Source organism: Devosia sp. YR412, from assembly GCF_900110945.1.
In the GTDB taxonomy this organism is placed as follows: Bacteria; Pseudomonadota; Alphaproteobacteria; order Rhizobiales; family Devosiaceae; genus Devosia.
Genome location: NZ_FOFL01000002.1, coordinates 740,680 through 763,489, shown reverse-complemented (window position 1 = coordinate 763,489; position 22,810 = coordinate 740,680). Strand labels below are relative to the sequence as shown.

Here is a 22,810-nt window from a genome sequence, read left to right as displayed (position 1 = left end):
TCATGTCCCCAGATAACCAGGCAGCTGCGCGCGTCGCAGTGGCGCCACCTTCCCACGCGTTCGTTCCCGCGCCGAAGACCCCAAAGGTCGCCAACGCCGGTCTGTTCCGCGTCATAGTCATCGGGCTTCTGGCCATTGCCGTTCTCGCCCCTGTCGGTCTGATCGTCTACCAGAGCTTCCTGAACGCACCCTTCTTCAGTGCTCGCGCGAAGCTCAGCCTCGACGCATACGCCTATGTCCTGAACGACCCCAGCTTCTACAAGGCGCTCGGCACGACCGCGATGTTCGCCTTCGGCATGGTTGCCGTCGCCGTTCCGCTTGGCGGCATCCTCGCCTTCCTCATCACTCGAACCGACATCCGCTTCAAGCGTACGCTCGAAGTCCTCGTCCTCGTGCCGATGTTCATTTCGTCGATCGTGCTGGCTTTCGGCTATACCGTCTCAATCGGCCCGACCGGGTTCCTGTCGCTCTTCGTCCGCGACATCATCGGTTTCGTTCCCTGGAACATTTACAACCTGCCGGGCATGATCGTGATCGCCGGTCTCAGCCATGTGCCCCACGTCTATCTCTATGTGTCCGCGGCGATGAAGAACCTGCCGTCCGACCTCGAGGAGGCTGCCCGCACGAGTGGTGCCAACATCTGGCAGGTCTCGCGCGACGTGACGCTGCCAATGGTTCTGCCTTCGCTGATCTTCGCTGCGTCACTGAATATCCTGCTGGGCTTCGAGACCTTCGGCATTCCGCTCGTCCTTGGCGATCCGAATGGCATCATGGTGCTGACCACCTATATCTACAAGCTCACGACCCTGTTCGGTACGCCGACTTATCAGCTGATGGCCGTGGTCGCCATGGTGCTGGTTCTGATCACCATCCCGCTGGTCTGGATGCAGCGCCGCCTGCTGCGCAATAGTCGTCGATATGCCGCGCTCGGCGGCAAGGGCGCCCGCGTCTCGACCCTGAAGCTCGGACGTGGTGGTCAGATCACCGCACTTTCGGTCATCGCTCTTTGGCTCTTCGTCTCGGTCGGCTTGCCCGTTGGCGGCATCACGGTCCGCGCCTTCGTCAATGCATGGGGTGAGGGGGTCAATCTCTTCTCCCAGCTGACATTCGCCAACTTCGACGGTCTGCTCGAAGTGCCAAGCCTCGTTCGCGGCATGATCAACACCATGATCCTTTCCGTCGTCGGCGGCGCATTGGCGGTCGGCATCTATTTGCTGATCGGCCTTGCTGGCCACAGGAACAACGGCATCTCCAATACCGTGCTAGACTACATCGTCCTGTTGCCGCGCGCTCTGCCCGGTCTGATCGTTGGCCTGGCCTTTTTCTGGGTCTTCCTCTTCATCCCGCTGCTCACGCCGCTTCGGCCAACACTGATCAGCCTCTTCGTAGCCTATGTTGTGGTCGGTCTCTCATATGGCCTGCGCCTCCTCCAGGGCACGCTGATCCAGGTTGCTCCGGAACTCGAAGAGTCGGCCCGCACCACCGGTGCAACCATCGGCCGCACTTGGCGCGACGTCGTCATCCCGATCGTCCGACCTGGTCTGGCGGGTGCCTGGGCGCTCATCATGATCATCTTCCTTCGTGAATACGCAACGGGCGTCTACCTCATGGGTGCTGGCACCGAAGTCATCGGTTCGCTGATGGTCTCGCTGCTGCAGACCGGCGCCATGAGCACCATCGCTGCACTCGCCTTGATTTCCATCATCATGACCGGCGCCGGTCTCGCGCTGGCCCTCCGCCTCGGAGCACGCATCCATGACTGAACTCATCGTCGAAAACGTCCAGAAGTGGCTGGGCGGCCTCCAAATCCTCAAAGGCGCTTCCTTCACCGCCACACGAGGCTCCATCGTTGCCCTTCTCGGGGCATCGGGCAGCGGCAAGACCACTTTGTTGCGTTGCATCGCGGGCCTCGAACAGCCCGAAATCGGCAAGATTGTCATTGGCGGCAAGACCGTGCTCAATGGCGAGGCCAAGCTGGCTCTGCCGCCCGAGCAGCGCAATATCGGTCTGGTGTTCCAGTCCTACGCTCTGTGGCCGCACCGTACTGTACGCGACAACGTGGGCTACGGCCTCAAGCTTCGCGGCGTCAACGGCGACGAGACCGCCAAGCGGGTTCAAGCCATCCTTGACCGCATGGGTTTGGGGCACTTGGCTGACCGATTCCCGTCACAGTTGTCGGGCGGCCAACAGCAGCGCGTCGCCATCTGCCGTGCACTGGTTTACGAACCACGAGTGCTGCTCCTTGACGAACCGCTATCCAATCTCGATGCCAAGCTGCGCGAAGAAGCTCGGTATTGGATCCGCAAGCTGATTTTAGACCTCGAAATCTGCGCAATCCTCGTGACCCACGATCAAGGCGAGGCTCTCGCTGCTGCGGACAACATCCTCCTGCTGCAGGACGGTCGCATCGTTCAGGAAGGCGCTCCGCACGAGATCTACACAAACCCGAACAGCTTCTACTCGGCCGATTTCCTTGGCGCCAACAACATCGTCAACGGAAAGATCGAGCGGGTCGATGGCGGTATTGCCGTTTTCGGCGGCAATGGCTGGACGCTAGGCGGCACCGTTCGCGGAGGCGGGCCGGTCAGCGCTGGTTCAGATGCTCGTGCCGTCATCCGCGTGGAGCAGATCGCGGTGTCCGATCAACCCGCACCCGATGCCATCGAGATGGAACTCGATGACAGTATTTATCTCGGCGACAAGTGGGAGTACCGCCTACGCCGCGGTGACTTCGCTGCCAGGGCCCATGGCACCCGCAAGATGGAACCCGGCAAGGTCTACGCACGCATTCCTGCCGAGAGCGTTTGGGTGTTCCCGAACGGCGCGTAGACTCTGCCGCACTCGGCGGCGCGGATGTCCTCCCCCGCGTCGCCGATCCCTTATTTTGCACAAAAGTGACCCATGAGCCCCAAGGTACGTATAGCTCTCATCCATGCGACTACGATCGCCGTGGACCCCATCCGCGAAGCGTTGGATCGCGATTGGCCGGCCTGCGAGGCCATCAACATCCTCGACGACAGTCTCTCCCCTGACCGCGCATCTGCAGGCATGGTCAGCACGGATCTCACACGTCGTATCCGAGAGCTCGCCCACTACGCGCGCAGCATCGGCAGCCAAGGAATTCTCTTCACCTGCTCCTCCTTCGGATCGGCCATCGAGCAAGCGGCCAAGGAGTTAGACGTCCCCGTTCTCAAGCCCAATGAGGCGATGTTCGGCGACGCCATTCGAGCGGGCGGTCGCACTGCCATGATCTATACTTTCCCGCCAGCCCGCGAGGGCATGGAAGAGGAATTCCGGGAAGAGGCAGCCCGGCTCGGCTCGGGTGCCGAGATCGACAGCGTGTTCGTGCCCGGCGCCATCGAGGCCATCAGGGCCGGCGATGCTCAGACCCACAACCGGCTCGTGGCAGAGGCCGCGGCGCAGTTGAAGGGATACGCATCGGTCGTGCTCGCCCACTTCTCGACAGCGCGGGCCATCGAGGCCGTGCGGGCTGTCACACCCGTTCCAGTGCACTCCAGCCCTGAAGCTGCAGTGAAGAAACTCAAAGCGATTTTGGCGTAAGGAGCGAATTCGTGCTCATCGGAGTGATTGCAGACGACTTCACCGGCGCCAGCGACATCGCCAACACGCTGGCCAAAGGCGTGGCGGGCGAGGGAGGCCTGCGAACCGCCCAATTCCTTGGAGTGCCAAAAGCTCCCGCTCCGACCGACGTCGAAGCGGGCGTGATCGCGCTAAAGAGCCGGTCGATCGCCGCCGAGGACGCTGTGGCTCACTCGCTTGGGGCGCTGGAATGGCTCCTCGCCCAAGGCTGCCGGCAGATCGTGTTCAAGGTCTGCTCCACCTTCGATTCCACCACGGCGGGCAACATCGGCCCCGTAGCGGAAGCACTGGCGGATAGGCTGAACACCCGCGGCGTCGTGGTGTGTCCGGCGTTTCCCACGATGAAGCGCACCGTCTACCAAGGTCACCTCTTCGTCGGCGACCGGCTGCTCAACGAGTCCGGCCTGCAGAACCATCCCCTCAATCCCATGACAGATGCGGACATTCGGCGTTGGCTCAAGCTGCAGTCGAAGGGCGAGGTCGGCCTCGTGGCCTGGCCGGTCGTTCACGCGGGCGCTGCTGCGGTCGCCGAAGACATCGACTATGCGGCCATGCTTGGCCAGCAACTCGTCATCGTCGACGCGATCCATGACGCCGATCTGCTGACCATTGCAGAGGCCGCCCGCACCGCGCCGCTCCTAGTGGGCGGCTCCGGAATTGCGTTGGGTCTGCCCCGTAATTTCATTCGTTCCGGAGAAGCAAAGGGCAGCTCGGCCGAAGTGGTCGGGGTTCCGGGCCAAGAGGGCATCCTGGCGGGAAGCTGTTCGGGTGCCACTCGGCAACAAGTGGACCTGCACGCGAAGGATCATCCCACGCTGGCGATCGACGTCCACGAGGTGATGGCCGGTCGGTTCGGGCCGCAGGACATCGTCGATTTCATACTCGCCCATCCCGGCGAAGCCCCGCTCGCCTATTCTTCCGGGACACCAGAACAGGTTGGAGCTCTGCAGGCTCAGTATGGTCGAGAGAAAGTCGCCCATAATCTCGACGATCTTTTCGCTCAGGCGGCTCGGCTCCTGCTCGATCGCGGCATAACTCGGTTGGTTGTGGCAGGCGGCGAGACTTCAGGAGCGGTCGTCTCGGCGCTGGACCTCGGTGCGCTCACCATTGGACCCGAAATCGATCCTGGCGTGCCGGTCCTGCGTTCGACCGGTGACCGACCCGTTGCGCTGGCCCTGAAGTCGGGCAATTTCGGCGCTCCCGACTTCTTCTCCAAAGCCTTGGAAAGGCTCGCAGGTCAATGAGTGCTGAAGGCGAAACAAGACTTGAACTGGCGCGGCTCTCGAAGTCGCTGTTCGATCGCGGCTTCTCGGTCGGTTCTGCCGGCAACATCAGTGTTGCGGTGCCTGATGGGCTTCTCATCACGCCCACCAACTCATGCCTCGGCTTTCTGGACCCGGATCGCATTACAAAGTTGGATGCGGATGGCAATCACGTCAGCGGCGATGCCCCATCCAAGGAGATTTTCCTGCACCGGGCGTTCTACGAGACGCGTCCGGGAACTGGAGCGGTGGTCCATCTCCACTCGACGTTTGCTACGGCCCTGTCCTGTCTGACCGACGTCGATGCGGAGGATTGCATCCCCCCGCTGACGCCCTACGTCGTCATGCGGGTCGGCAGGGTCAAGCTAGTGCCATACGTAAGGCCGGGCGACGCAAAAGCAGGCGACCTCATTCGCGATCTGCGAGGTGCCCACGCTGCGGTCCTGTTGGCCAATCACGGTCCGGTCGTCAGCGGCAAAGACTTGCGGTCCACCGTCTTTGCCGCTGAGGAGCTCGAGGAGACGGCGAAATTGATCGTCCTCCTGCGAAACAGTCCAACGCGTTTGCTCAACAGCGAGCAGGTGGATGAACTCAACCGCATTTTCGCGGCCTATTGAGCGGAGAATGGAATTGAAGACTGCCGACCTCGTCGACGCGCATGCCGACGCACTCACCCTCTGCCACCTGCCTTTCCTCAAGCTAGGTCAGCGCAAGGCTTTCAACGGACCTATTGCGACGGTCAAATGCCATGAGGACAATGTCCTGCTGAAGGCTGAGCTACAGAAGCCGGGCAATGGGCGAGTATTGGTCGTCGATGGCGGTAGCTCTACACGCTTCGCTCTGCTGGGCGACCAGATCGCAATCATCCTGCGCGACAATGGCTGGGCGGGCATCGTGATCAACGGCGCAGTTCGGGACGCCGAAGAAATCGCCGCCATGGACGTTGGCGTATTTTGCCTTGGTACCTCGCCCATGAAGTCCAGCAAGGATGGTGCGGGTCGGACCGGCGGCACGGTGAACTTCGGCGGAGCGACGTTTCGACCGGGCGATTACATCTACTGCGACGCCGATGGTGTCCTTGTTTCGCAGGAAAACTATGCTGAATGAGGTCCGGCTGGGTCGCATTCGCTAAGGTCCTGCTCAGTCTCACCATTGGTGCAGCCGGCGGGATATTGCTCAGCTACTTCCATCTTCCACTGGCATGGATGCTTGGCGCCATGCTGGCGACTGCAATCGCGGCGGTCACCCGCCTGCCGATTGCTGCACCCGCCCGGTTGCGCCCCGCGATGAAAGGCATCGTTGGTACGATGCTCGGCGCCAGCCTCAGCCTCGAACTCATTCGTGGGGCGGTCGGCTGGTGGCTGCCGCTGACCGGGCTGCTGGTGACCAGCGTGATCGGTACCGTGGTCGCCTACACCATCCTTCGTCGCGTCGCTCGGTTGGATCAGGTTACGGCCTATTTCAGCGCGCTTCCTGGCGGGTTGCTGGAAATGTCACTGATCGGTGAGGAGAAGGGCGGGGATCAGAAGGCCATCGCATTGGTGCACACCGTACGCGTCTTCTCCGTAGTAATGCTCCTGCCGCTCCTATTGCAATTCTTCATCGGCTATGACCGATCCTCCCGCGATACGAGTGGCGGCGGGCTCGGAATGATCGACTCCAATTCCGTGGCGTGGTTCCTCGGATGCCTCATCGTAGGCATGGCCATTGGCCGTGGCCTCAGGCTGCCTTCCGGCCCCATGTTAGGACCTTTGCTGCTTAGTGGAGGCGCCCACCTGCTGGGGCTCACCACCTTCGTGATCCCGGATGCTCTCATCGCTGCCGCTCAGGTGGTCCTTGGGGTGAATGTTGGTGCGCGCTTTATCGGTGCCGATCTCCGGGTCTTGGCAAGGATCGGCGCGACTTCGTTCCTGACCTTGATCGGACACCTCGTACTGGCTGTCTCCACGGCCGCTGTAGTGGCGGCAGTCAGCGACTACGACCTCGTCACTCTAGTGCTCGCCTACTCCCCTGGTGGGTTGACGGAAATGAGCCTCATCGCGATCGCTTTGGGCAGCAACGTCGGCTTCGTCGCGCTTCACCACCTTGCGCGGGTTCTGGGGGTCCTGATGATAGGGCCGGCACTCTTCGGTACAATCACTCGCCGGCGCCTCGACGGTCCGCCGTACTCGACTTCATGAGCGAGCGTTTCAACCAGAGGCTTCGTGCCTTGCGCTCTGGGGGATGTCTCACCTTCACGCTGGCAGAGGCCCAAAATCTATTCGGGATGACCTCCTCCGCTTTCGCCGATGCATCTCAGATGGCGATCCGGCGGCAGGCGCTGTTCAAGCCTCGCCAGGGGCTTTACGTCATTCCCTCGCATCGAGACGGTCCGCTGCGCGCTCCGCCGATGCAGGATATCATCGATGACATCATGACTCACGACAGGGCGCCATACTATGTGGGATTGCTCTCCGCAGCCAAAGCGCATGGTGCCCGGGTGCCGGCTGGCACACCCTTTCAGGTCGTATCGAGCAAGATTTTGCGGTCCTTCAGACTGTCCGCGCAGCATGTGGAGTTCTTTCACCGAAAGAACATGCCGCCCTTGGATATGCTCCAGCGCCGCCGCGGAGACGTCGCGCAGTTGAGGCTGTCATCGGCGTTGCTAACAGCAGTAGACCTTCTCAGGTACCGCCGTCACATGGCCTCCCACGACCTGGTGAGGACCATGCTTGGCGAAATGGCCGGCTGCATGGATGTTGCCGAGGTGCCACTGCTCCTGGGCTTTACACCTGTATCGGTGTTGCAGCGGCTGGGATATTTTCTTGACCTTGCTGGGGCAAAGCAATTGGCGGACACGATCGCCGAGCGCATCGATGGTGCAAGTCGTCCGACCGGTCTCGGCCCAGTCGGCCATACTTCGAAAGCGAAACCAGCGCTGGAACGTCGCTGGCAGTTGTTCAGCCAGTAGTCTGCGCTAAGCGTTGTGGAGAATTCGAGTTTTGCGGGACGCCGCTGCCGCAAGTCGTTGCCGCCGCAGAACAGCTGTCGGAGGCGGTGGGCGACAGTCCTAGTGCAGGTCAGTTTTTTAGCTCGGAAGCGGACCGCGGAAGATAAAAAATGCACCGATGGCGATACAAGCAAATCCCGCCAGGTGATTGGCGGTAAGCGGTTCGCGAAGATAGGCCACGGAGAAGATGACAAATATGGATAAGGTAATTACCTCCTGAATAGTCTTCAACTCGGCTGCACTATATACGGCATGTCCTATGCGGTTCGCAGGAATGGCTAGCCAATATTCGAAGAAAGCAATGCCCCATGAGATCATCACGACCAGCCACAGAGAATGGCCGGGGAACTTCAGATGCCCATACCAAGCGAAGGTCATGAAGATGTTGGACACGACCAACAGGAGGATCGGCAACACTTGAGGCGAGATGATAAAATGCATGGGCGACATCCGGCGCGGTGAGTGGGCTGCTGGTCCTTGGGGCCAGCAGCCCGGAAATCTATCGGGCTACGTAGCCGCCAACGGCTGCGTTGGAAGCCACTAGCGTCTCGTCGAGGTTGTCGTTCTGGAACGCGTGGTCGCAAGTTGGGAGGAGTTCCAGTTTCCGGTCGTAGAACTCTAGTTTCTTTGCAATTTTCTCCTCGGTCTCGCCGGCGTCCTTAAGCAGCCGGATAAAATCCTCGCGCGTCGTGTACGTGAAAATCCGGATGACGCGCCCGTTGAAAGTCTCGAGCAGATCATCCATTGGATTTGGAATCGTCAGATAGGCCGACTGCCCGTCGGCAATCGCATTCTCGATTTGCTCGCGGGTGACACCGAACAGATCGCCGTCGTCATTTTTGGTAACCGCGATAAACTTGCCCGCAGCCTGGGCGTCCTGAAACTCCTCCTTGGACATGAAGTGTTGGGTCGACCCATCCTCGTCCCCCGCCTTGCGGTCCCGCGACGCATACTTCACGATCTTGTTCAGTCCGAACTTCTCGGCGGCGTTTCCCGCAATGATCTTGCGACCAGACTTACTTGTGCCGAGATAGACGAAGAGGTAGCCGCTTCCATTTACAGTCATCGATGTCCTCGAATTATGCCGCCGATTGACGTGGTGGTCCGCCCGCCGCGGCGGCGCGACAGGGGGATTAGGGAATGGGTGTTTGGAGTTGGGCCGGACGCGTGGTCCGGCCCCATTCAAGAGCTGCTACGGCGCCCAGAACCAGGCCGGAGACAGGAAGATGTCGCCGGGGCTTGGGAACTGTGATGTCGCGGCCATGCCTGGCGGCACGTTCGTCAGACCGTTCTTGATGACACCATAGGTAGAGGCATTCTTCGTTATGCCGAACGCCTCGAACTGCTCGGCGGCGATGTCAGCCAACTGATGGTACAGCGTCTTGCGCTGGTCAGGATCGGCTGTGGCCGAGATCTGCTCCCAGATCTCGTAGCGATCTTTCACATGCTTCGGCGGCTCGACACCTTCCGCGCCATCGGTCTCGTACCACAAGGTCCAGAGCGGCGCCTGGCGCGAGCTGTTGTCGATCGGGAGAAGGGCGGAGGGAAGCTGCCCAGGCATCCAGGTCGCGTTGCCGCTATCGGTGGTGAAGTCGTGCTCGGCCGACTCTGCGCGAAGTCGGTAGAGCGAAGTGTCGATGACGTTGAGATCGATGTCGATGCCGATCCGGTGCCAGTGCTGATCGACGAGCGACATCACGTCGATGATATAGCCATAGGACGACCGAATATCGACAAGGAACCGCGCGGGCCGGCCATCCTTCATCAGTCGAATGCCATTCGCGTCTCGTTCCGTCAGGCCCAGACCGTCGAGCAGCGCATTTGCCCTGTCCACGTCGTATTCGAGATGCTGTGTTGAAACCCCTTCATGATAGAGGGGGCTGGTCTCGAAAGGCCCGGTTTGCCATGGCGTGCCGACGCCCAGCAAGGCGGTGTTGATGACATCGCCGCGGTCGATGCCGATGGAGAGCGCGACCCGAAAGTCCTTCTGGTTTATCAGCTCGTTGATTACCGAGTCCTGGTGGTTGAGGTTGGGCATGATCCAGTTGTAGTTGCCACCCGCCGCGATCACCTCGTAGAGTTGATATCCACCCTTTTCACGGTTCTCGGCCAGCACGGGGCGATTGCCGGGTGCATCGATGTGCCGGAACTGGAAATCGAACTGGCCGGCGATTGCCGCGAGCACCATAGCCTCCGGGTCCTGGAAGATACGCCCCTCGAGACGATCGATGTAAGGCAGCTGATTGCCTTGGGCGTCGACCTGCCAGAAATATGGATTGCGCTCGAAGACCACGTTCGTGGCACCGCCCTCGTAGGGTGTGGTCACAACCCACGGATCGAGAGTGGGGCGCTCGGCATTGCCCCAACGGAGGCCGTCGTCGGTGTTGCCGCACTTCTGCATGAACAGGGTTTGCCAGTCGGCAGCGCCCTCGGACTGGACCAAGGCGTCGAGGTCGGGGTTGGAGGCGGGAAGAAACTGCGAGCAGTATTCCTTCTGGTACAGAACCAGGGCCTGACCTTCTTCGCGGGCGAGATTGCCAAGGAAGTCGCCGTTGGCGTGATTGAACCTGATCTTGAAGGTCGTATCGTCGACCCTTTCGAATTGCAGAGGTTCACCATTTGACATGAATCGCGTGGACAGTTCTCCAAGGTCTGCATTGAGCATGACCTCGTTCACTGCGAATTCCACGTCATTGACGGTGAATGCTTTGCCGTCCGACCACTTTGCTCCCTCCCGTAGATGAAAAGTGAATTCGCGAGCGTCGTCCGAGACCTCGAAGGAGGAGGCGACGTTTGGAACGACTTCGGTGAGGCTTATAGCCCAGCGGACGAGCCCATAGGACCCTACCATCTGCGAGACGCTACCGTCGTCCGACGTGCCAGCGATGCCGAAGCGAATGGCGCCACCGTAGGTTCCGACCGCACCTGCATCAATGACCTCGGGTTCCGCTGAAGCGCGTTCGGCCACCGGCGGCAAAACACCACTGGCCACGAGTTCTGCTAGAGCGGGCGCTTCTCCCGTCGCCTGTGCGTAGACCGAGACCGGTATCAAGGCAGCCGTCGATGCCAGCATCAAACGAGCTGTCCTCATCAGCCTATTGTTCATGTTTCCTCCTTTGAGGAGCGGTTAGCTTTTATGCAGCGCAAAAGCCATTTGTATCGCTCCGTGGTCGATTGCTTCCACAAAAGACTGGATTTAACAATGGATAAATGCACAATGAAATGCAGAAACATCGGTCAAACTACCCTTATTTGCATTTTTGGGTGCAAAAAACCAAAACGGGGAGCAGCTGGTGTTGGGAGGAGCGAGTGACGACGAGCTCAGCTCAAGTCATCTGGGAGGTTCAATGCTAGCATATATTCTGAGACGCACGCTATGGTCCATACCGTTCCTGATCGGCGCGTCGTTCCTGGCGTTTGTTATCATTCAGGCGCCGCCCGGCGACTACCTGACGACCTATGCCGCCAAGCTTGAGGCCGCGGGTCAATCGGTAGACACCGCCCGGCTGAATTCGTTGAGGGACAGGTTCGGGCTCGATGAACCCTTCATCGCCCAGTACTGGAAGTGGATCACCAACATTCTCCGTGGGGACTTCGGTATGTCCTTCGAGTGGCAGCAACCGGTGGCGGACCTCGTCGGCGAACGGATGCTGTTCTCGATAATTCTGGCTCTCTCGACGATCCTTTTCACATGGGCCGTCGCTTTGCCGGTCGGTGTCTACTCCGCCATCCGCAAATACACGGCGGGCGACTATGTCGTCACGGTAATCGGCTTCATCGGGCTCGCCACGCCTAATTTCCTGGTCGCTCTCACCCTGATGTATTTCGGTGTGGTTTATTTGGGCGCTGATGTGACGGGACTGTTCTCGCCCCAATACGCCACTGCGCCATGGTCTTGGGCCAAGCTCCTCGATCTTCTTTCCCACCTCGTAATACCAGTCGTGATCATTGGCATGTCCTCGACGGCGAGCCTGATCCGCATCATGCGCGCTAATCTGTTGGACGAGCTCTACAAGCCCTACGTCACGACTGCGCGGGCCAAGGGCCTGGGCGAGTTGAAGCTGCTGCTCAAATATCCTGTGCGCCTCGCGCTCAATCCTTTCGTCTCGACGATCGGATGGGCTTTCCCGCAGATCATCTCGGGCTCGACCATCGTGGCGTTCGTCCTGTCGCTGCCCACTGCAGACCCATTGATGCTTCAGGCGCTCATGTCCCAGGATATGTATCTGGCCGGCGCATTCATCCTGCTGCTCTGCATCCTTTCCATCGTGGGCATGCTCGTCTCGGACATCCTGCTTGCGGTCGTCGATCCGCGTATTCGGTACAACTGACATGCAAACTGAAGCAAAAGTTCTCGACCCACGCATAACCGCTAGCGCATCGCAATGGCGCCTCATCTGGGGGCGCTTCCGCAAGCACAAGCTTGCCATGGCGGGGCTCGTCATCGTGACGTTGCTCTACCTCGTCGCGGCCTTCGCGGAATTCTTTCAACCTTTCGATCCGAACAGCACAGCATCCCAGGACGTCTACCATCCGCCCCAGGCGATCCGCTTCTTCGAGGCCGATGGCGCGGGTAACTGGTCGTTCCGGCCCCACGTGATTGACATGGTTCTTACGCGAGATCCGCTGACACTAACCGCCAGCTACGCTGAAGACCCGGATGCAAAGACCTACATCCACGTCCTAGGTTACGGGGAGCCCTATCGGCTCGCTGGCCTAATCCCTATGCAGCACAAGCTTATCGCAGCGGAAGGCGATGGACGCTTCTATCTCTTCGGTGCCGACCGCATGGGGCGAGACCTGTTCAGCCGCACGGTATCAGGAACCCGCATTTCAATGTCGATTGGCCTGATTGGCGTGGCGATGAGCCTTGTTCTCGGCATGCTTGTGGGCGGGGTCGCGGGCTATTTCGCCGGCTGGTTCGACCGGGTGTCCTCCCGAGTCATCGAGCTGATCATGGCCATGCCGACCATCCCGATCTGGCTTGGACTGAGCGCGGCCATACCTGCCAACTGGGACCCGATGACGAGATACTTTGCCATTACGGTCATTTTGTCCCTGGTAGGCTGGACCGAGCTGGCGCGCGTCGTCCGCGGGCGTTTCTTTGCCCTCAAGACCGAGGACTTCGTCGTTGCTGCACGCCTCGACGGAGCACGCCCGCTCCGCGTGATCTTCCGGCACATGATGCCCTCGCTTGCCAGCCACATCATCGCGTCGGTTTCGCTCGCGATCCCGGTGATGATCCTGGCGGAAACGTCGTTGTCGTTCCTTGGTCTGGGGTTGCTCCCACCCAGCGTTTCCTGGGGCGTGCTGCTGAAGGAAGCGCAGAACATCCGCGCCATCGCAACGGCGCCGTGGCTCTTCATACCCGGCATCTTCGTGGCACTTGCCGTGTTGTCCCTTAACTTCCTCGGCGATGGCCTTCGCGATGCCGCCGACCCCTATGCTCAGGAGCGTGGATGATGTCCGATACGCGCAGTCCCAGTCTCGAGATCAAGAACCTCGTCACGTCCTTCGCCACCGCCAACGGAGAATTTAGGGCGGTGGACGATGTGTCCCTCGATCTCTATCCCGGCGAAACTCTCTGCGTCGTGGGGGAGAGCGGCAGCGGTAAGAGCGTGATGTCTCGCTCGATCCTGCAGATCGTCGATGAACCGGGCCGGATCGTTTCCGGTTCCATCCTTCTCCATCCCGGCCGTTCCGGGCGACGGGGCGTGATCGACCTTGCCAAGCTCAAACCCCGCGGCCCCGAAATCAAATCGATCCGGGGACGAGAGATTGCCATGATCTTCCAGGAGCCCATGAGTTCGCTGTCGCCCGTTCACAAGATCGGCGATCAGGTTGCTGAGTCGGCTCGCGTGCACGATGGTCTCGACAGGCGGGCCGCCCGCGCTCGCGCAATAGAGCTGCTGGCCAAAGTCGAGATCCCCGATCCAGAGAGCGCGGTCGACCGATATCCGTTCGAGTTCTCAGGCGGCATGCGCCAGCGCGCCATGATCGGCATGGCACTGGCATGCAATCCGGACATTCTCATTGCCGACGAGCCTACGACAGCGCTCGACGTGACAATCCAGGCCGAGATCCTGCAGCTGCTCAAGACCATCCAGAAGACCAATGGCATGGCGATTTTGTTCATCACTCACGACATGGGGGTTGTTGCTGAGATTGCCGATGAGGTCGCCGTGATGCGCCATGGTCGCCTGCTCGAAAGGGGCAATGTCTTCGACGTCTTCGCCAATCCGCAGCACGAATACACGCGCACCCTGTTGCGCGCGGCCAAGAATGCGGAGGCACCATCGGATCGTCGTCTTGCCATGCGCCAGGTGCGCCCGTTGGGCGAGCCGATCCTTCGGACGCAGTCCCTTCGAAAAGAGTATCAGCTGTCTCCGGGCTTCTTCGGTCGGGGCGCTCGCAAGCTCGTCGCCGTGCACGACGCGGACATCGAGCTGCGCGCTGGCGAGAACATCGGCATTGTCGGCGAGAGCGGCTCGGGCAAGACGACCTTGGCCCGCTGCATCCAGCGCATCCATTCTGTCAGTTCTGGAAAAATCCTCTACAAGCTCGGCGGCAGCGACGAGCAGGACATTGCACCTCTGTCAGACAGCCAGTTGCGAGAGGTCTGGCGCGAGATGCGCATCGTCTTCCAAGATCCGTTTGGCAGTCTCAATCCGCGGATGACTGTCGGGCAGATCATCGCAGAGCCGCTCGTCAACAACGGACTGGGGACGAGCAGATCCCGGCGCGACCGGGTCGCTGAACTGCTGGATCTGGTGGGGCTGCCAAGCAGCTCAATGGAGCGATATCCGCACGCCTTTTCCGGCGGCCAACGACAGCGCATCAGCATCGCTAGAGCCATCGCTCCGGAGCCTCGCCTAATCATCGCCGACGAGGCCACCTCGGCCCTCGACGTCAGCATTCGCACGCAGATCATGGACCTGCTGCTGGACCTGCAGGAGAAGCTCGACCTGAGCTACCTGTTCATCAGCCATGACGTCGGGCTAGTCCGCTACTTCTGCGACCGCATGGTGGTGATGTATCGCGGCAAGATAGTCGAACAAGGCGAGACGGAGACCATCTGCAACGATCCGCAGCATGCATACACGCAGTCCCTGCTGTCGGCAGTGCCCATCGCTGATCCCAGGTTGCGGAACACCAAGACCCGTACGCGGTACCGGGAAACGGCATGACCTACTGATATCGAGGATAACTCAGAGCTCGCTAACTCGGGCGGTGAGCTCTGAGAGTCACCGGAATGCACTTGATCACGACGTTCCTGGGACGTGCTCGAGGACCACATGGTGCGCTTACGAAGCTCGGCTGACTTCCTCGAACCGTGTCGTCGCGCCGGCCCTCATTTCGAAGAGATGCCGGAGTTGGATCATCATTGATCGGTCGCTTCCTCGCGCCGGCCATTATCACAGTCGTGCCGCAATACTGCTCCGAGTGACGAGATGGGGTCTGACACGCGTCGTCCTGGGTCCAGCGTTGGGATTGGCCAGGCGCCAATCCACCAGCTCCGCGATCGTCGCGGCGACGCTCTCAGCCGATCGACCTGCTGTCGTGAAGAAGTCGCCGTGCAGGCTCTCGATACTTGTGGAACAGATCCGCAAGACCCCGAGGTCATTCGGGATCGAAACGCCGGCATCCTTGGAGACCTCGAGCAGGGTCGTCGCGGGGATGCGACCATAGACGACAAGCGCTGTCGGTCGAGCACTCTCCGCCATCGCCTTCCACGCATGGAACACCCGCGACAGAGTTTCCTTCTGCGTATCGTCGTTGGCCATTCGGTGGATGAACGGTGGGTTCTGCGAAGGCGCTGCGAACTCGGACCAGAAGTCGAACATCTGCTCGTAGTCGTTGGGCTCGCTCCCATCGTCCTTGATGTCGCTCAGGAGGCCCACGCGGTGATGGCCGAGACTCCAGAGGTGACGCAAGGCGAGCCGCAAGCTGGCTCGTCGATCCCTGGCTACCACGTCGAATTCCATGCCGTCGAGGTTTCGCCCCTCGACGACGACGAAGCGAGCGCATCGACGCGCGATTTCGAGCATCTTGGTGGAGATCAAAGACGATCGTGGCTGCAGCACGCACACATCGAAAGAGCCGTCACCGACCAGCGACGTAAGATCCTCGCCGTTCCCGTACGCGATCGAGACCATCCGATATCCATGATCAAGCAGGTCCTGATGCAGCGCGTCGCCGATCATATCGCCTTTCTCACTGCGCCCGCGGTGATGAAGGAGCAATATTCGAGGCTGCTTCGCCGGTTTGCCTGCACCCTGCGCCTGGTGGTCGGCGACGATGGAGCCGCTACCCACCTGCGAGATCAGCACGCCCTCGGCATTCAAGGCTTTCAGGGCAGTATGTACAGCGTACTGCGTGGCTCCATAGCGCGACATGAGCTCCCGGAGTGTGGGGAAGCGACTGCCCGGCTCCGCCGAGAGGGCCGCTTCGCGCAAAATCTCGATCAGCTCCACGTAGTGCTCCATTGACGCTCAGCAAACATTCAATCATTATACACACACCGGACAATCAATCAAACAATTTTTGATGACCGGGTGAGGAGGCGGCGAGACGCCGTCGCATAGAACGGGAGTAGGACGATGGACATCAAGTTGGGCCCGACCTTGTCGCGCCGCACATTCCTTTACGCTGGCACGGCATTGGTTGCACTGGCTGCGACGGGCCTGCAGTCCCGCGCTTTCGCTCAAGGTGGGAAGCAGTTGCGCTGGGCCCCGCACGTCATCCCCCGCGTGATCGACGCTCGCGTGCACCGCTCGACCATCGAGCAGAACGTATTCATGCAGCTCTACGACGGCCTCGTCGATTTCGATGAGGAGCTCAACATTCGCCCGCGTCTGGCGACCGAGTGGGAACAAGTGGACCCGCTGACCTGGCGCTTCACCTTGCGCGAAGGCGTGACCTTCCATAACGGCGAAGCCTTCAACGCCGAAGCAGTCAAGTTCTCGATCGAGCAGTATGCCGAGCTGGATCCGCCATACCTCTACATCAGCAACTGGGAGCCGGGCTGGCCGCCGTCTGCGGAGGTCGAAAGCGAATTGGTGGTCCTCATTCGTACCCCGGCGCCATTGCCTAACCTTCCGCGCCTGCTCATGCGCATCGGCATGCTGCCGCCAGTCGCCACTCTCGAGCCGACGTTCGGCGAGAAACCCGTGGGAACCGGACCGTTCATGCTCGCCGAGTGGCGCCCGGGCGAAAGCCTGACGCTCGCCGCCAACCCCAACTACTGGGATGGCGCGCCCGAAGTGGCGGAGTTGCGATTCATTCCGATCGAGGATGCTTCGGCCCGCATGGCCGCTCTTCAAGCCGGCGAAGTGGACTACATCTGGAATGTGCCCTTGGACCGCATCGCGGAGCTCGAAGGCAACTTCAACATCCTCCGGGTCGATCGCCCCCTCACGAACAATCTTATCGCCTTCAACTTCAACGCTCCAAACTCCCCTGTCGCGAACGTTCAGGTCCGCGAAGCCCTTAAGTACGCCTTCGACGGGAAGCTGATCATCGAGGCTCTGCTCGGCGGTCTGGCCGTCGCGGGCACCGGCCCTACTCCTAGCGCGGCCTACGGTGCCTACGATGGTCCGGGCTATCCCGACCGCGATATAGAAAAGGCCAAGACATTGCTGGCGGAGGCGGGCTATCCCGATGGCTTTACCCTCACCCTGATCGCTCAGCCGGCCAGCTTCACCAACCTGACTTCGATCGTCGAGACGCTGCAGGCGGATTTCGCCGAGATCGGCGTCACTCTGAACTACGAGGAACTCGACCAGGGCCAGATGAACGAGCGGGCCGACACCGATACTTGGGACATCCGCACCGATGGCACCACGGGTGCGACAGGCGAGGCGGTCTACTTCTACAACACTGCCAAGCGGAACATGGGCTTCGAATCCGAAGCTGCAGACACCCTACTGGCACAGGCCAACGAGGCCGGAGACACGCCGGAGCGCGAAGAGCTGATGGCGCAGGCCATGAAAGCCTGGTGGGAATTGGTGCCATGGCTGTGGAGCTTCGAGAGCCCGTTGATGCACGCCAGCGTCAAGGAACTGGAAGGCGTCGAGCTGATCCCGAACAACTGGACGCTGATGCGCCACGCCAAGCTCGTCTAAGCCAAGCAAAGGCCGGCGCCCTGTGCGCCGGCTCCCCCATAGGTACAGGAGAACGGCCTTGCCGTTTCAACTTCTCGCGCGCCGAGTCCTACTAGGTCTCTGCACCATCTTCGCAACGTTGGCTCTGGTCTTCGTTATCATCCGTCTGGTTCCCTCGGACCCGGCGTCGATGCTGCTGCTGGCCGATGCCACGCCCGAGCAATTGGCGGCTCTGAGGAAGCTGTGGGGATTGGATCAGCCGATCCCGACCCAGTTCTTCATCTATGTGAGCAACCTCCTGCAGGGCAATGCCGGAGACTCCTACCAGTATCAGCGCGTCGCGGGCCTTCCCGGAACACCCGCTTTCGGCCTCGTTATGTCGCGTCTACCGGCGACGGCCTGGCTCGCGGTGGTGGCGTTGTCGTTCTCCATTCTCATCGCCGTTCCGCTCGGCGTTCTGGCGGCCTTGTGGAAGGACAGCATCCTCGACAAGGCTGTGCTTCTGGTGGCAAGCGTTCTGTCCTCCATCCCAGCATTCTTCTCGGGCATCCTGCTGATCGTCTTCTTCGCCTTGAATCTGCGCATCCTGCCAACTGGCGGCAGCGAGCTCCCTCAATCCGTCATCCTGCCCGGTCTTGCGCTGTCGCTGACTTTCGCCGCCGTGCTGCTGCGCGTCACGCGGACAGAGATGGGCCGCGTCATGGCGAGCGAGTACGTCGTGACTGCAAGGGCCAAGGGCCTCCGCCGCGGTACCGTGGTCTGGGTGCATGCGTTCAAGAACGCCGTTATTCCTTTGATCACGGTCATCGGCCTCCGTCTGGGCGACCTCCTCGCCGGGGCGGTTGTCGTCGAAACGTTGTTCCGCTGGCCAGGCATTGGCCGCCTGATGATCGATTCCATCGTCGCCCGCGACTACCCTGTGGTCCAGGTCGTGATCCCACTCGCCGCCTTTGTCTTCGTTGCCGTCAACATCGCGGTCGACCTGGTCTATGGCGCTGTCGATCCGCGAGCTCGTGAAGGGGCAACGACATGACCTTCGTTCAACCTGCCACCAGCACGCAGCAAGCTCGCCGCCCGTTCCGCATTCCCCGGGGTGCCGGCAAGGCCATCGGCGGCGGCGCCGTGCTTCTGATCATCGTCGTCGCCTGCTTCCTGTCGCCGTGGATCACGCCGTATCCGCCCAATGCCGTGAAGCTGAGTGCGCGTCTCATGCCGCCCGTATTTGCTGGGGGATCGTTCGAGCACCTCCTTGGCACCGACGAGGTAGGTCGAGACATCCTCAGCCGCGTCATGATGGGCGGGAGCACTTCTCTCTCGATCGGTGTGCTTGCAGTCGTTGTCAGTACCGCGATCGGATCGCTCATGGGCCTCGTCGCCGGGTACTTCGGTCGGTTCTTCGATGCGGTGATCACCATCGCCGCCGAAATCCAGCTCGCACTGCCCTCGATGCTGATCATCTTCTTCTTCCTTGCAGTGATCGGCCCGAACATCATCACGATCGCACTGGTGCTGGCGCTGTCGGACTGGGTCCTCTACGCCCGCATGGTCCGGGCCCGCACAATGGTCGAACGCGCGCGCGACTATGTGGCCGCTGCAAAAGTGCTGGGTGCCGGCCATGGCCGCATCATCTTCAATCACCTCTGGCCCAACGTGCTGCCCACCATTCTCGTTGTGTCGATGATCTCGCTCGGCGGCGTGATCCTGAGCGAGAGCGCCCTGAGCTATCTGGGCCTCGGCGTGCAGCGGCCCTGGCCATCGTGGGGACGCATGGTCGCCGATGGTCAGCAGCGCCTGCAGGTCGCCTGGTGGATCTCGGTGTGCCCCGCCGCGGCCATCGCCACCGTGGTTTTCTGCGCCAACCTACTCGGCGATGGACTGCGCCAGCTTTGGAAAGTCGAATGATGAACGCACATGTCCGAACCGAGGCCAGCGAAGCCGCCCGCCCGGCATCGTCACTGCTCGAGGTCAAGAATCTCACCACCGAGTTCCGTACCGAACGCGGGACGGTGCGCTCGCTGCACTCTGTGTCTTTCGGACTGGGCGAAGGCGAGGCTCTGGGCCTGGTTGGCGAGTCGGGTTGCGGCAAGAGCGTGACGGCGCTCAGTATTATGGGCCTGTTGCCTCAGCCAGCGGGGCGCATCGTCTCAGGCGAGATCCTCTTCAACGGCGTCGATCTGACGAAGTTGAGCGACCGCGAAATGGAGGCGGTGCGTGGCAAGGATATCGCCCTTATCTTCCAGGACGCGCTCACTTCGCTGAATCCCGTGTTGACGATCGAGCGGCAGATAACGGAGGCCGCGCGTCGGCATCTTGGACTGTCACCGGCAGCGGCCAGACGCCGTGCCATCGAGTTTCTCGACCTAGTCGGCATCCCGGCTCCGGACAAGCGTATCTCTGATTACCCCCACCAGTTCTCGGGCGGGATGCGCCAGCGCGTGATGATCGCCATGGCTTTGGTGTGCGGACCGAGGCTTCTTATTGCTGACGAACCGACGACGGCGCTGGACGTGACGATCCAGGCACAAATCCTCGAACTCCTGCAACGGCTTCGGAAGGAGCTGAGCATGGCGTTGATCATGATCACGCACGATCTCGGCGTGGTGGCCGGGATCGCGGATCGAGTGAACGTCATGTATGCAGGCCATGTCGTCGAGACGGGCATGGTCAGGCAGATATTTAAGAACGCCTCGCACCCCTACACCGCCGGACTACTGGGCTCGATACCGAAGCTCGACAGCATACGCGGCAGCAAACTGCAGTCGATCAAAGGGACGCCGCCCGATCTTGCCAATCCCCCGCCCGGCTGCCCATTCACTCCCCGCTGCTCACATGCCTTCGACAAATGCGCAGAGCCGCCTCCACGCAGCAGTCCGGAACCTGCCCATGCCGCAGAATGCTGGCTGCTCGAGGCCGGCGTGAACACGGCAGATTCTCGGGGGCTATCATGATGAATGTCCACCTCATGCACAATAACTCGGCGAGCAACCGGCCCGTCCTCGAGGTTGCCAACCTCAAGAAGCACTTCGTCATCGGCAAGAGCTTTTTCGGAGGCAAGCCCCTGACCAAGCTGAAGGCCGTCGATGGCGTCAGCTTCGCCATCGGCGCTGGGAAGACGCTCGGTCTCGTCGGAGAATCCGGCTGCGGCAAGAGCACAGTAGGGAAGACCATCCTTAGGCTTTATAACCCCACCGAAGGCAGCATCAGGGTGCTGGATCAGGAGATCAGTGCCCTCAAGCCGAAGGCGATGCGCGATGTGCGCCGAAGTTTGCAGATGATCTTCCAGGACCCCTATGCAAGCCTCGATCCGCAGATGACGGTCGGTCGCATCATCTCGGAAGCGTTGGAAATCCACGGGTTGCCGAAGGGGCAGTCGCACGCCTCGCGGGTCAAGGAATTGCTGTCGCTCGTCGGTCTGGACCCTGTCGTGGCCAATCGTAGACCCAAGGAGTTCTCGGGGGGGCAGCGTCAGCGCATCGGCATCGCGCGAGCTCTCGCGGTGGAACCGAAGGTGCTCGTCTGCGACGAGCCTATTTCGGCGCTCGACGTCTCCATCCAGGCTCAGGTGATCAACTTACTGCAGCGCCTGCAGGACGAACTGGGCCTAACTTATCTCTTCATCGCCCACGATTTGGGTGTCGTCCGGCATTTCTCCGATCGCGTGGCGGTCATGTACCTGGGAGGAATCGTTGAGATAGCGGACCGGGATCGTCTCTACGCGGACCCACTGCACCCGTACACGAAGGCTTTGCTTTCAGCGATCCCCGTGCCCGATCCCGATGTCGAGCAGCAGCGTCGGCGCATCCTCCTTCGAGGCGAGCTTCCCAGCCCGCTCAATCCTCCTTTGGGCTGCCGCTTCCATACCCGATGTCCATTCGCCACCGACCGGTGCCGCGAGGAGGTGCCGGCCCTCGTGGCGGTTGCGCCGGGACAGGAAGTTGCATGCCACTACTGGCAGGAATTGCGTGGCGTCGAAGGACGCCCAAATCAGAGCATTCTGGAGACTGAGAAATGAACGAGCTTGTTCCAGGCACCTTCGACCATGCGCGGGTTCGGAGAGAGGCCTCCCCTATCGTCGCCCTCAAAAGCGATCCTCGCTTCAGCTTCACCCTCTATGTGCCCCCGGAACTCCACGCGGACACTCCGATCCTGGTGGCCATCCACGGCAACATGCGCAACCTGATTGCCACCCGTGATGCTTTTGCCGATTTGGCTCGCTGGAAGAACGTGGTCGTCGTGGCGCCGCTGTTCCCGCACGGCGTGCTGGGCGACGACAACAAGGATGGCTTCAAGTTCATCAAAGAGGGCAGCATTCGCTACGACGACTTGTTGCTCGAGATAGTGGAACAGGCAAAGCAGCATTGTGGCCTTCGCGCGCGAAAGTTCGCGCTGTTCGGGTTCGCCGGCGGGGGGCAGTTCGCGCACCGTTTCGCTCTCCTCCACCCACACCGGCTCTGGGCCGCCTCGATCGCCGCGCCAGGGTCCGTCACCCTTCTCGATGATTCGAAGAAGTGGTGGGTAGGTATCAAGGACGTCAACGAAGTGCTTGGCATGGAAATCGATCGCGAGGCGCTGGCGCGTTTGCCAATTCACCTCGTGGTTGGCGACGCCGACGTTGATCCCGGCACCAACGACCAGAGCCATGTATGGATGCCCGGTGGCAGGGACGCGGGGGAAACGGCGATGGAACGATTGAGGTCGCTCGAAGCATCGCTGAGGGCTCAAGGCGTGGAGGTGGAGTTCTCGGTCATGCCGCGCAAGGGCCACGTCCTGGCCGACCTCGTGCCGGCCTCAAAAGACTTCTTTGCACGACACCTGCCACAGTCGGTGGCCACCTAGCTTTTATCAACGGCCCGCGA

Annotated in this window: 21 protein-coding genes; 17 read left to right on the top strand and 4 right to left on the bottom strand. The window is 61.0% G+C overall.

The window, feature by feature from the left end:
* Window positions 1-2: 2 nt before the first annotated feature.
* The 8 genes from BM045_RS09965 (at window position 3) to BM045_RS09930 (ending at window position 7,812) form a co-directional block, all read left to right on the top strand.
* A complete protein-coding gene (locus BM045_RS09965; RefSeq protein WP_092182698.1) occupies window positions 3-1,763 on the top strand; it encodes an ABC transporter permease in 1,761 nt (586 codons plus the stop codon).
* Entirely contained in the window at window positions 1,756-2,829 is a 1,074-nt protein-coding gene (locus BM045_RS09960; protein ID WP_092182696.1) for an ABC transporter ATP-binding protein, read from the top strand. The genes BM045_RS09965 and BM045_RS09960 overlap by 8 nt, the downstream gene beginning before the upstream one ends.
* Before the next feature lie 72 nt (window positions 2,830-2,901).
* Window positions 2,902-3,561 (top strand): arylsulfatase, encoded by a 660-nt coding sequence (locus BM045_RS09955; RefSeq protein WP_092182694.1) that lies wholly within the window; start codon window positions 2,902-2,904, stop codon window positions 3,559-3,561.
* An 11-nt stretch (window positions 3,562-3,572) separates the two neighbouring features.
* Window positions 3,573-4,844 carry a 3-oxo-tetronate kinase gene (gene otnK / locus BM045_RS09950; protein ID WP_092182692.1) on the top strand — a complete coding sequence of 424 codons (1,272 nt, stop codon included), beginning with the start codon at window positions 3,573-3,575 and terminating at the stop codon, window positions 4,842-4,844.
* Window positions 4,841-5,479, top strand: coding sequence for a 3-oxo-tetronate 4-phosphate decarboxylase (otnC, locus tag BM045_RS09945; protein WP_092182690.1), 639 nt, complete (start codon window positions 4,841-4,843; stop codon window positions 5,477-5,479). The genes otnK and otnC overlap by 4 nt, the downstream gene beginning before the upstream one ends.
* A gap of 7 nt (window positions 5,480-5,486) precedes the next feature.
* Window positions 5,487-5,969, top strand: a complete 483-nt coding sequence (gene rraA, locus BM045_RS09940) for a ribonuclease E activity regulator RraA (protein ID WP_092182688.1) — start codon at window positions 5,487-5,489, stop codon at window positions 5,967-5,969.
* Window positions 5,966-7,042, top strand: a complete 1,077-nt coding sequence (locus tag BM045_RS09935; RefSeq protein WP_092182686.1) for an AbrB family transcriptional regulator — start codon at window positions 5,966-5,968, stop codon at window positions 7,040-7,042. The genes rraA and BM045_RS09935 overlap by 4 nt, the downstream gene beginning before the upstream one ends.
* Window positions 7,039-7,812, top strand: a complete 774-nt coding sequence (locus tag BM045_RS09930; protein ID WP_092182684.1) for a type IV toxin-antitoxin system AbiEi family antitoxin domain-containing protein — start codon at window positions 7,039-7,041, stop codon at window positions 7,810-7,812. The genes BM045_RS09935 and BM045_RS09930 overlap by 4 nt, the downstream gene beginning before the upstream one ends.
* A gap of 117 nt (window positions 7,813-7,929) precedes the next feature.
* On the opposite strand, the gene BM045_RS09925 is transcribed toward BM045_RS09930, so the two are convergent.
* From BM045_RS09925 to BM045_RS09915, 3 genes are all read right to left on the bottom strand, one after another.
* Window positions 7,930-8,292, bottom strand: coding sequence for a DMT family protein (locus BM045_RS09925; RefSeq protein WP_170848457.1), 363 nt, complete (start codon window positions 8,290-8,292; stop codon window positions 7,930-7,932).
* 58 nt (window positions 8,293-8,350) lie between these two features.
* Window positions 8,351-8,917: a nucleoside/nucleotide kinase family protein gene (locus BM045_RS09920; RefSeq protein ID WP_092182680.1), complete on the bottom strand. Its 567-nt coding sequence runs from the start codon at window positions 8,915-8,917 to the stop codon at window positions 8,351-8,353.
* A gap of 126 nt (window positions 8,918-9,043) precedes the next feature.
* Complete coding sequence (locus BM045_RS09915) at window positions 9,044-10,957, bottom strand: ABC transporter substrate-binding protein (protein WP_092182678.1); 1,914 nt, start codon at window positions 10,955-10,957, stop codon at window positions 9,044-9,046.
* A gap of 241 nt (window positions 10,958-11,198) precedes the next feature.
* Here BM045_RS09915 and BM045_RS09910 point away from each other — a divergent pair, with 241 nt between their 5' ends.
* The 3 genes from BM045_RS09910 to BM045_RS09900 are packed head-to-tail and all read left to right on the top strand — an operon-like array spanning window position 11,199 to window position 15,038.
* Window positions 11,199-12,182 carry an ABC transporter permease gene (locus tag BM045_RS09910; RefSeq protein ID WP_092182676.1) on the top strand — a complete coding sequence of 328 codons (984 nt, stop codon included), beginning with the start codon at window positions 11,199-11,201 and terminating at the stop codon, window positions 12,180-12,182.
* A 1-nt stretch (window position 12,183) separates the two neighbouring features.
* The gene (locus BM045_RS09905; protein WP_092182674.1) at window positions 12,184-13,314 is read left to right on the top strand and encodes an ABC transporter permease; all 1,131 of its coding nucleotides are present in this window, start codon (window positions 12,184-12,186) and stop codon (window positions 13,312-13,314) included.
* Window positions 13,314-15,038 (top strand): ABC transporter ATP-binding protein, encoded by a 1,725-nt coding sequence (locus BM045_RS09900; protein ID WP_092183211.1) that lies wholly within the window; start codon window positions 13,314-13,316, stop codon window positions 15,036-15,038. The genes BM045_RS09905 and BM045_RS09900 overlap by 1 nt, the downstream gene beginning before the upstream one ends.
* A 228-nt stretch (window positions 15,039-15,266) precedes the next feature.
* Here BM045_RS09900 and BM045_RS09895 read toward each other — a convergent pair whose 3' ends face one another.
* Window positions 15,267-16,325 (bottom strand): substrate-binding domain-containing protein, encoded by a 1,059-nt coding sequence (locus BM045_RS09895; protein ID WP_170848456.1) that lies wholly within the window; start codon window positions 16,323-16,325, stop codon window positions 15,267-15,269.
* Between the two features lie 126 nt (window positions 16,326-16,451).
* Here BM045_RS09895 and BM045_RS09890 point away from each other — a divergent pair, with 126 nt between their 5' ends.
* Genes BM045_RS09890 through BM045_RS09865 form a run of 6 tightly spaced genes read left to right on the top strand, consistent with a single transcriptional unit; the run spans window position 16,452 to window position 22,790 of the window.
* A complete protein-coding gene (locus BM045_RS09890) occupies window positions 16,452-17,975 on the top strand; it encodes an ABC transporter substrate-binding protein (protein ID WP_092182670.1) in 1,524 nt (507 codons plus the stop codon).
* A gap of 58 nt (window positions 17,976-18,033) precedes the next feature.
* Entirely contained in the window at window positions 18,034-18,987 is a 954-nt protein-coding gene (locus tag BM045_RS09885; protein ID WP_139198764.1) for an ABC transporter permease, read from the top strand.
* A complete protein-coding gene (locus BM045_RS09880) occupies window positions 18,984-19,856 on the top strand; it encodes an ABC transporter permease (protein ID WP_092182666.1) in 873 nt (290 codons plus the stop codon). The genes BM045_RS09885 and BM045_RS09880 overlap by 4 nt, the downstream gene beginning before the upstream one ends.
* Window positions 19,853-20,902 (top strand): ABC transporter ATP-binding protein, encoded by a 1,050-nt coding sequence (locus tag BM045_RS09875; RefSeq protein WP_244522943.1) that lies wholly within the window; start codon window positions 19,853-19,855, stop codon window positions 20,900-20,902. Before BM045_RS09880 ends, BM045_RS09875 begins: the two co-directional genes overlap by 4 nt.
* Window positions 20,902-21,966: an ABC transporter ATP-binding protein gene (locus BM045_RS09870; protein ID WP_210185011.1), complete on the top strand. Its 1,065-nt coding sequence runs from the start codon at window positions 20,902-20,904 to the stop codon at window positions 21,964-21,966. Before BM045_RS09875 ends, BM045_RS09870 begins: the two co-directional genes overlap by 1 nt.
* The gene (locus BM045_RS09865; RefSeq protein WP_092182664.1) at window positions 21,963-22,790 is read left to right on the top strand and encodes an alpha/beta hydrolase; all 828 of its coding nucleotides are present in this window, start codon (window positions 21,963-21,965) and stop codon (window positions 22,788-22,790) included. Before BM045_RS09870 ends, BM045_RS09865 begins: the two co-directional genes overlap by 4 nt.
* The last annotated feature ends 20 nt before the right edge of the window (window positions 22,791-22,810 follow it).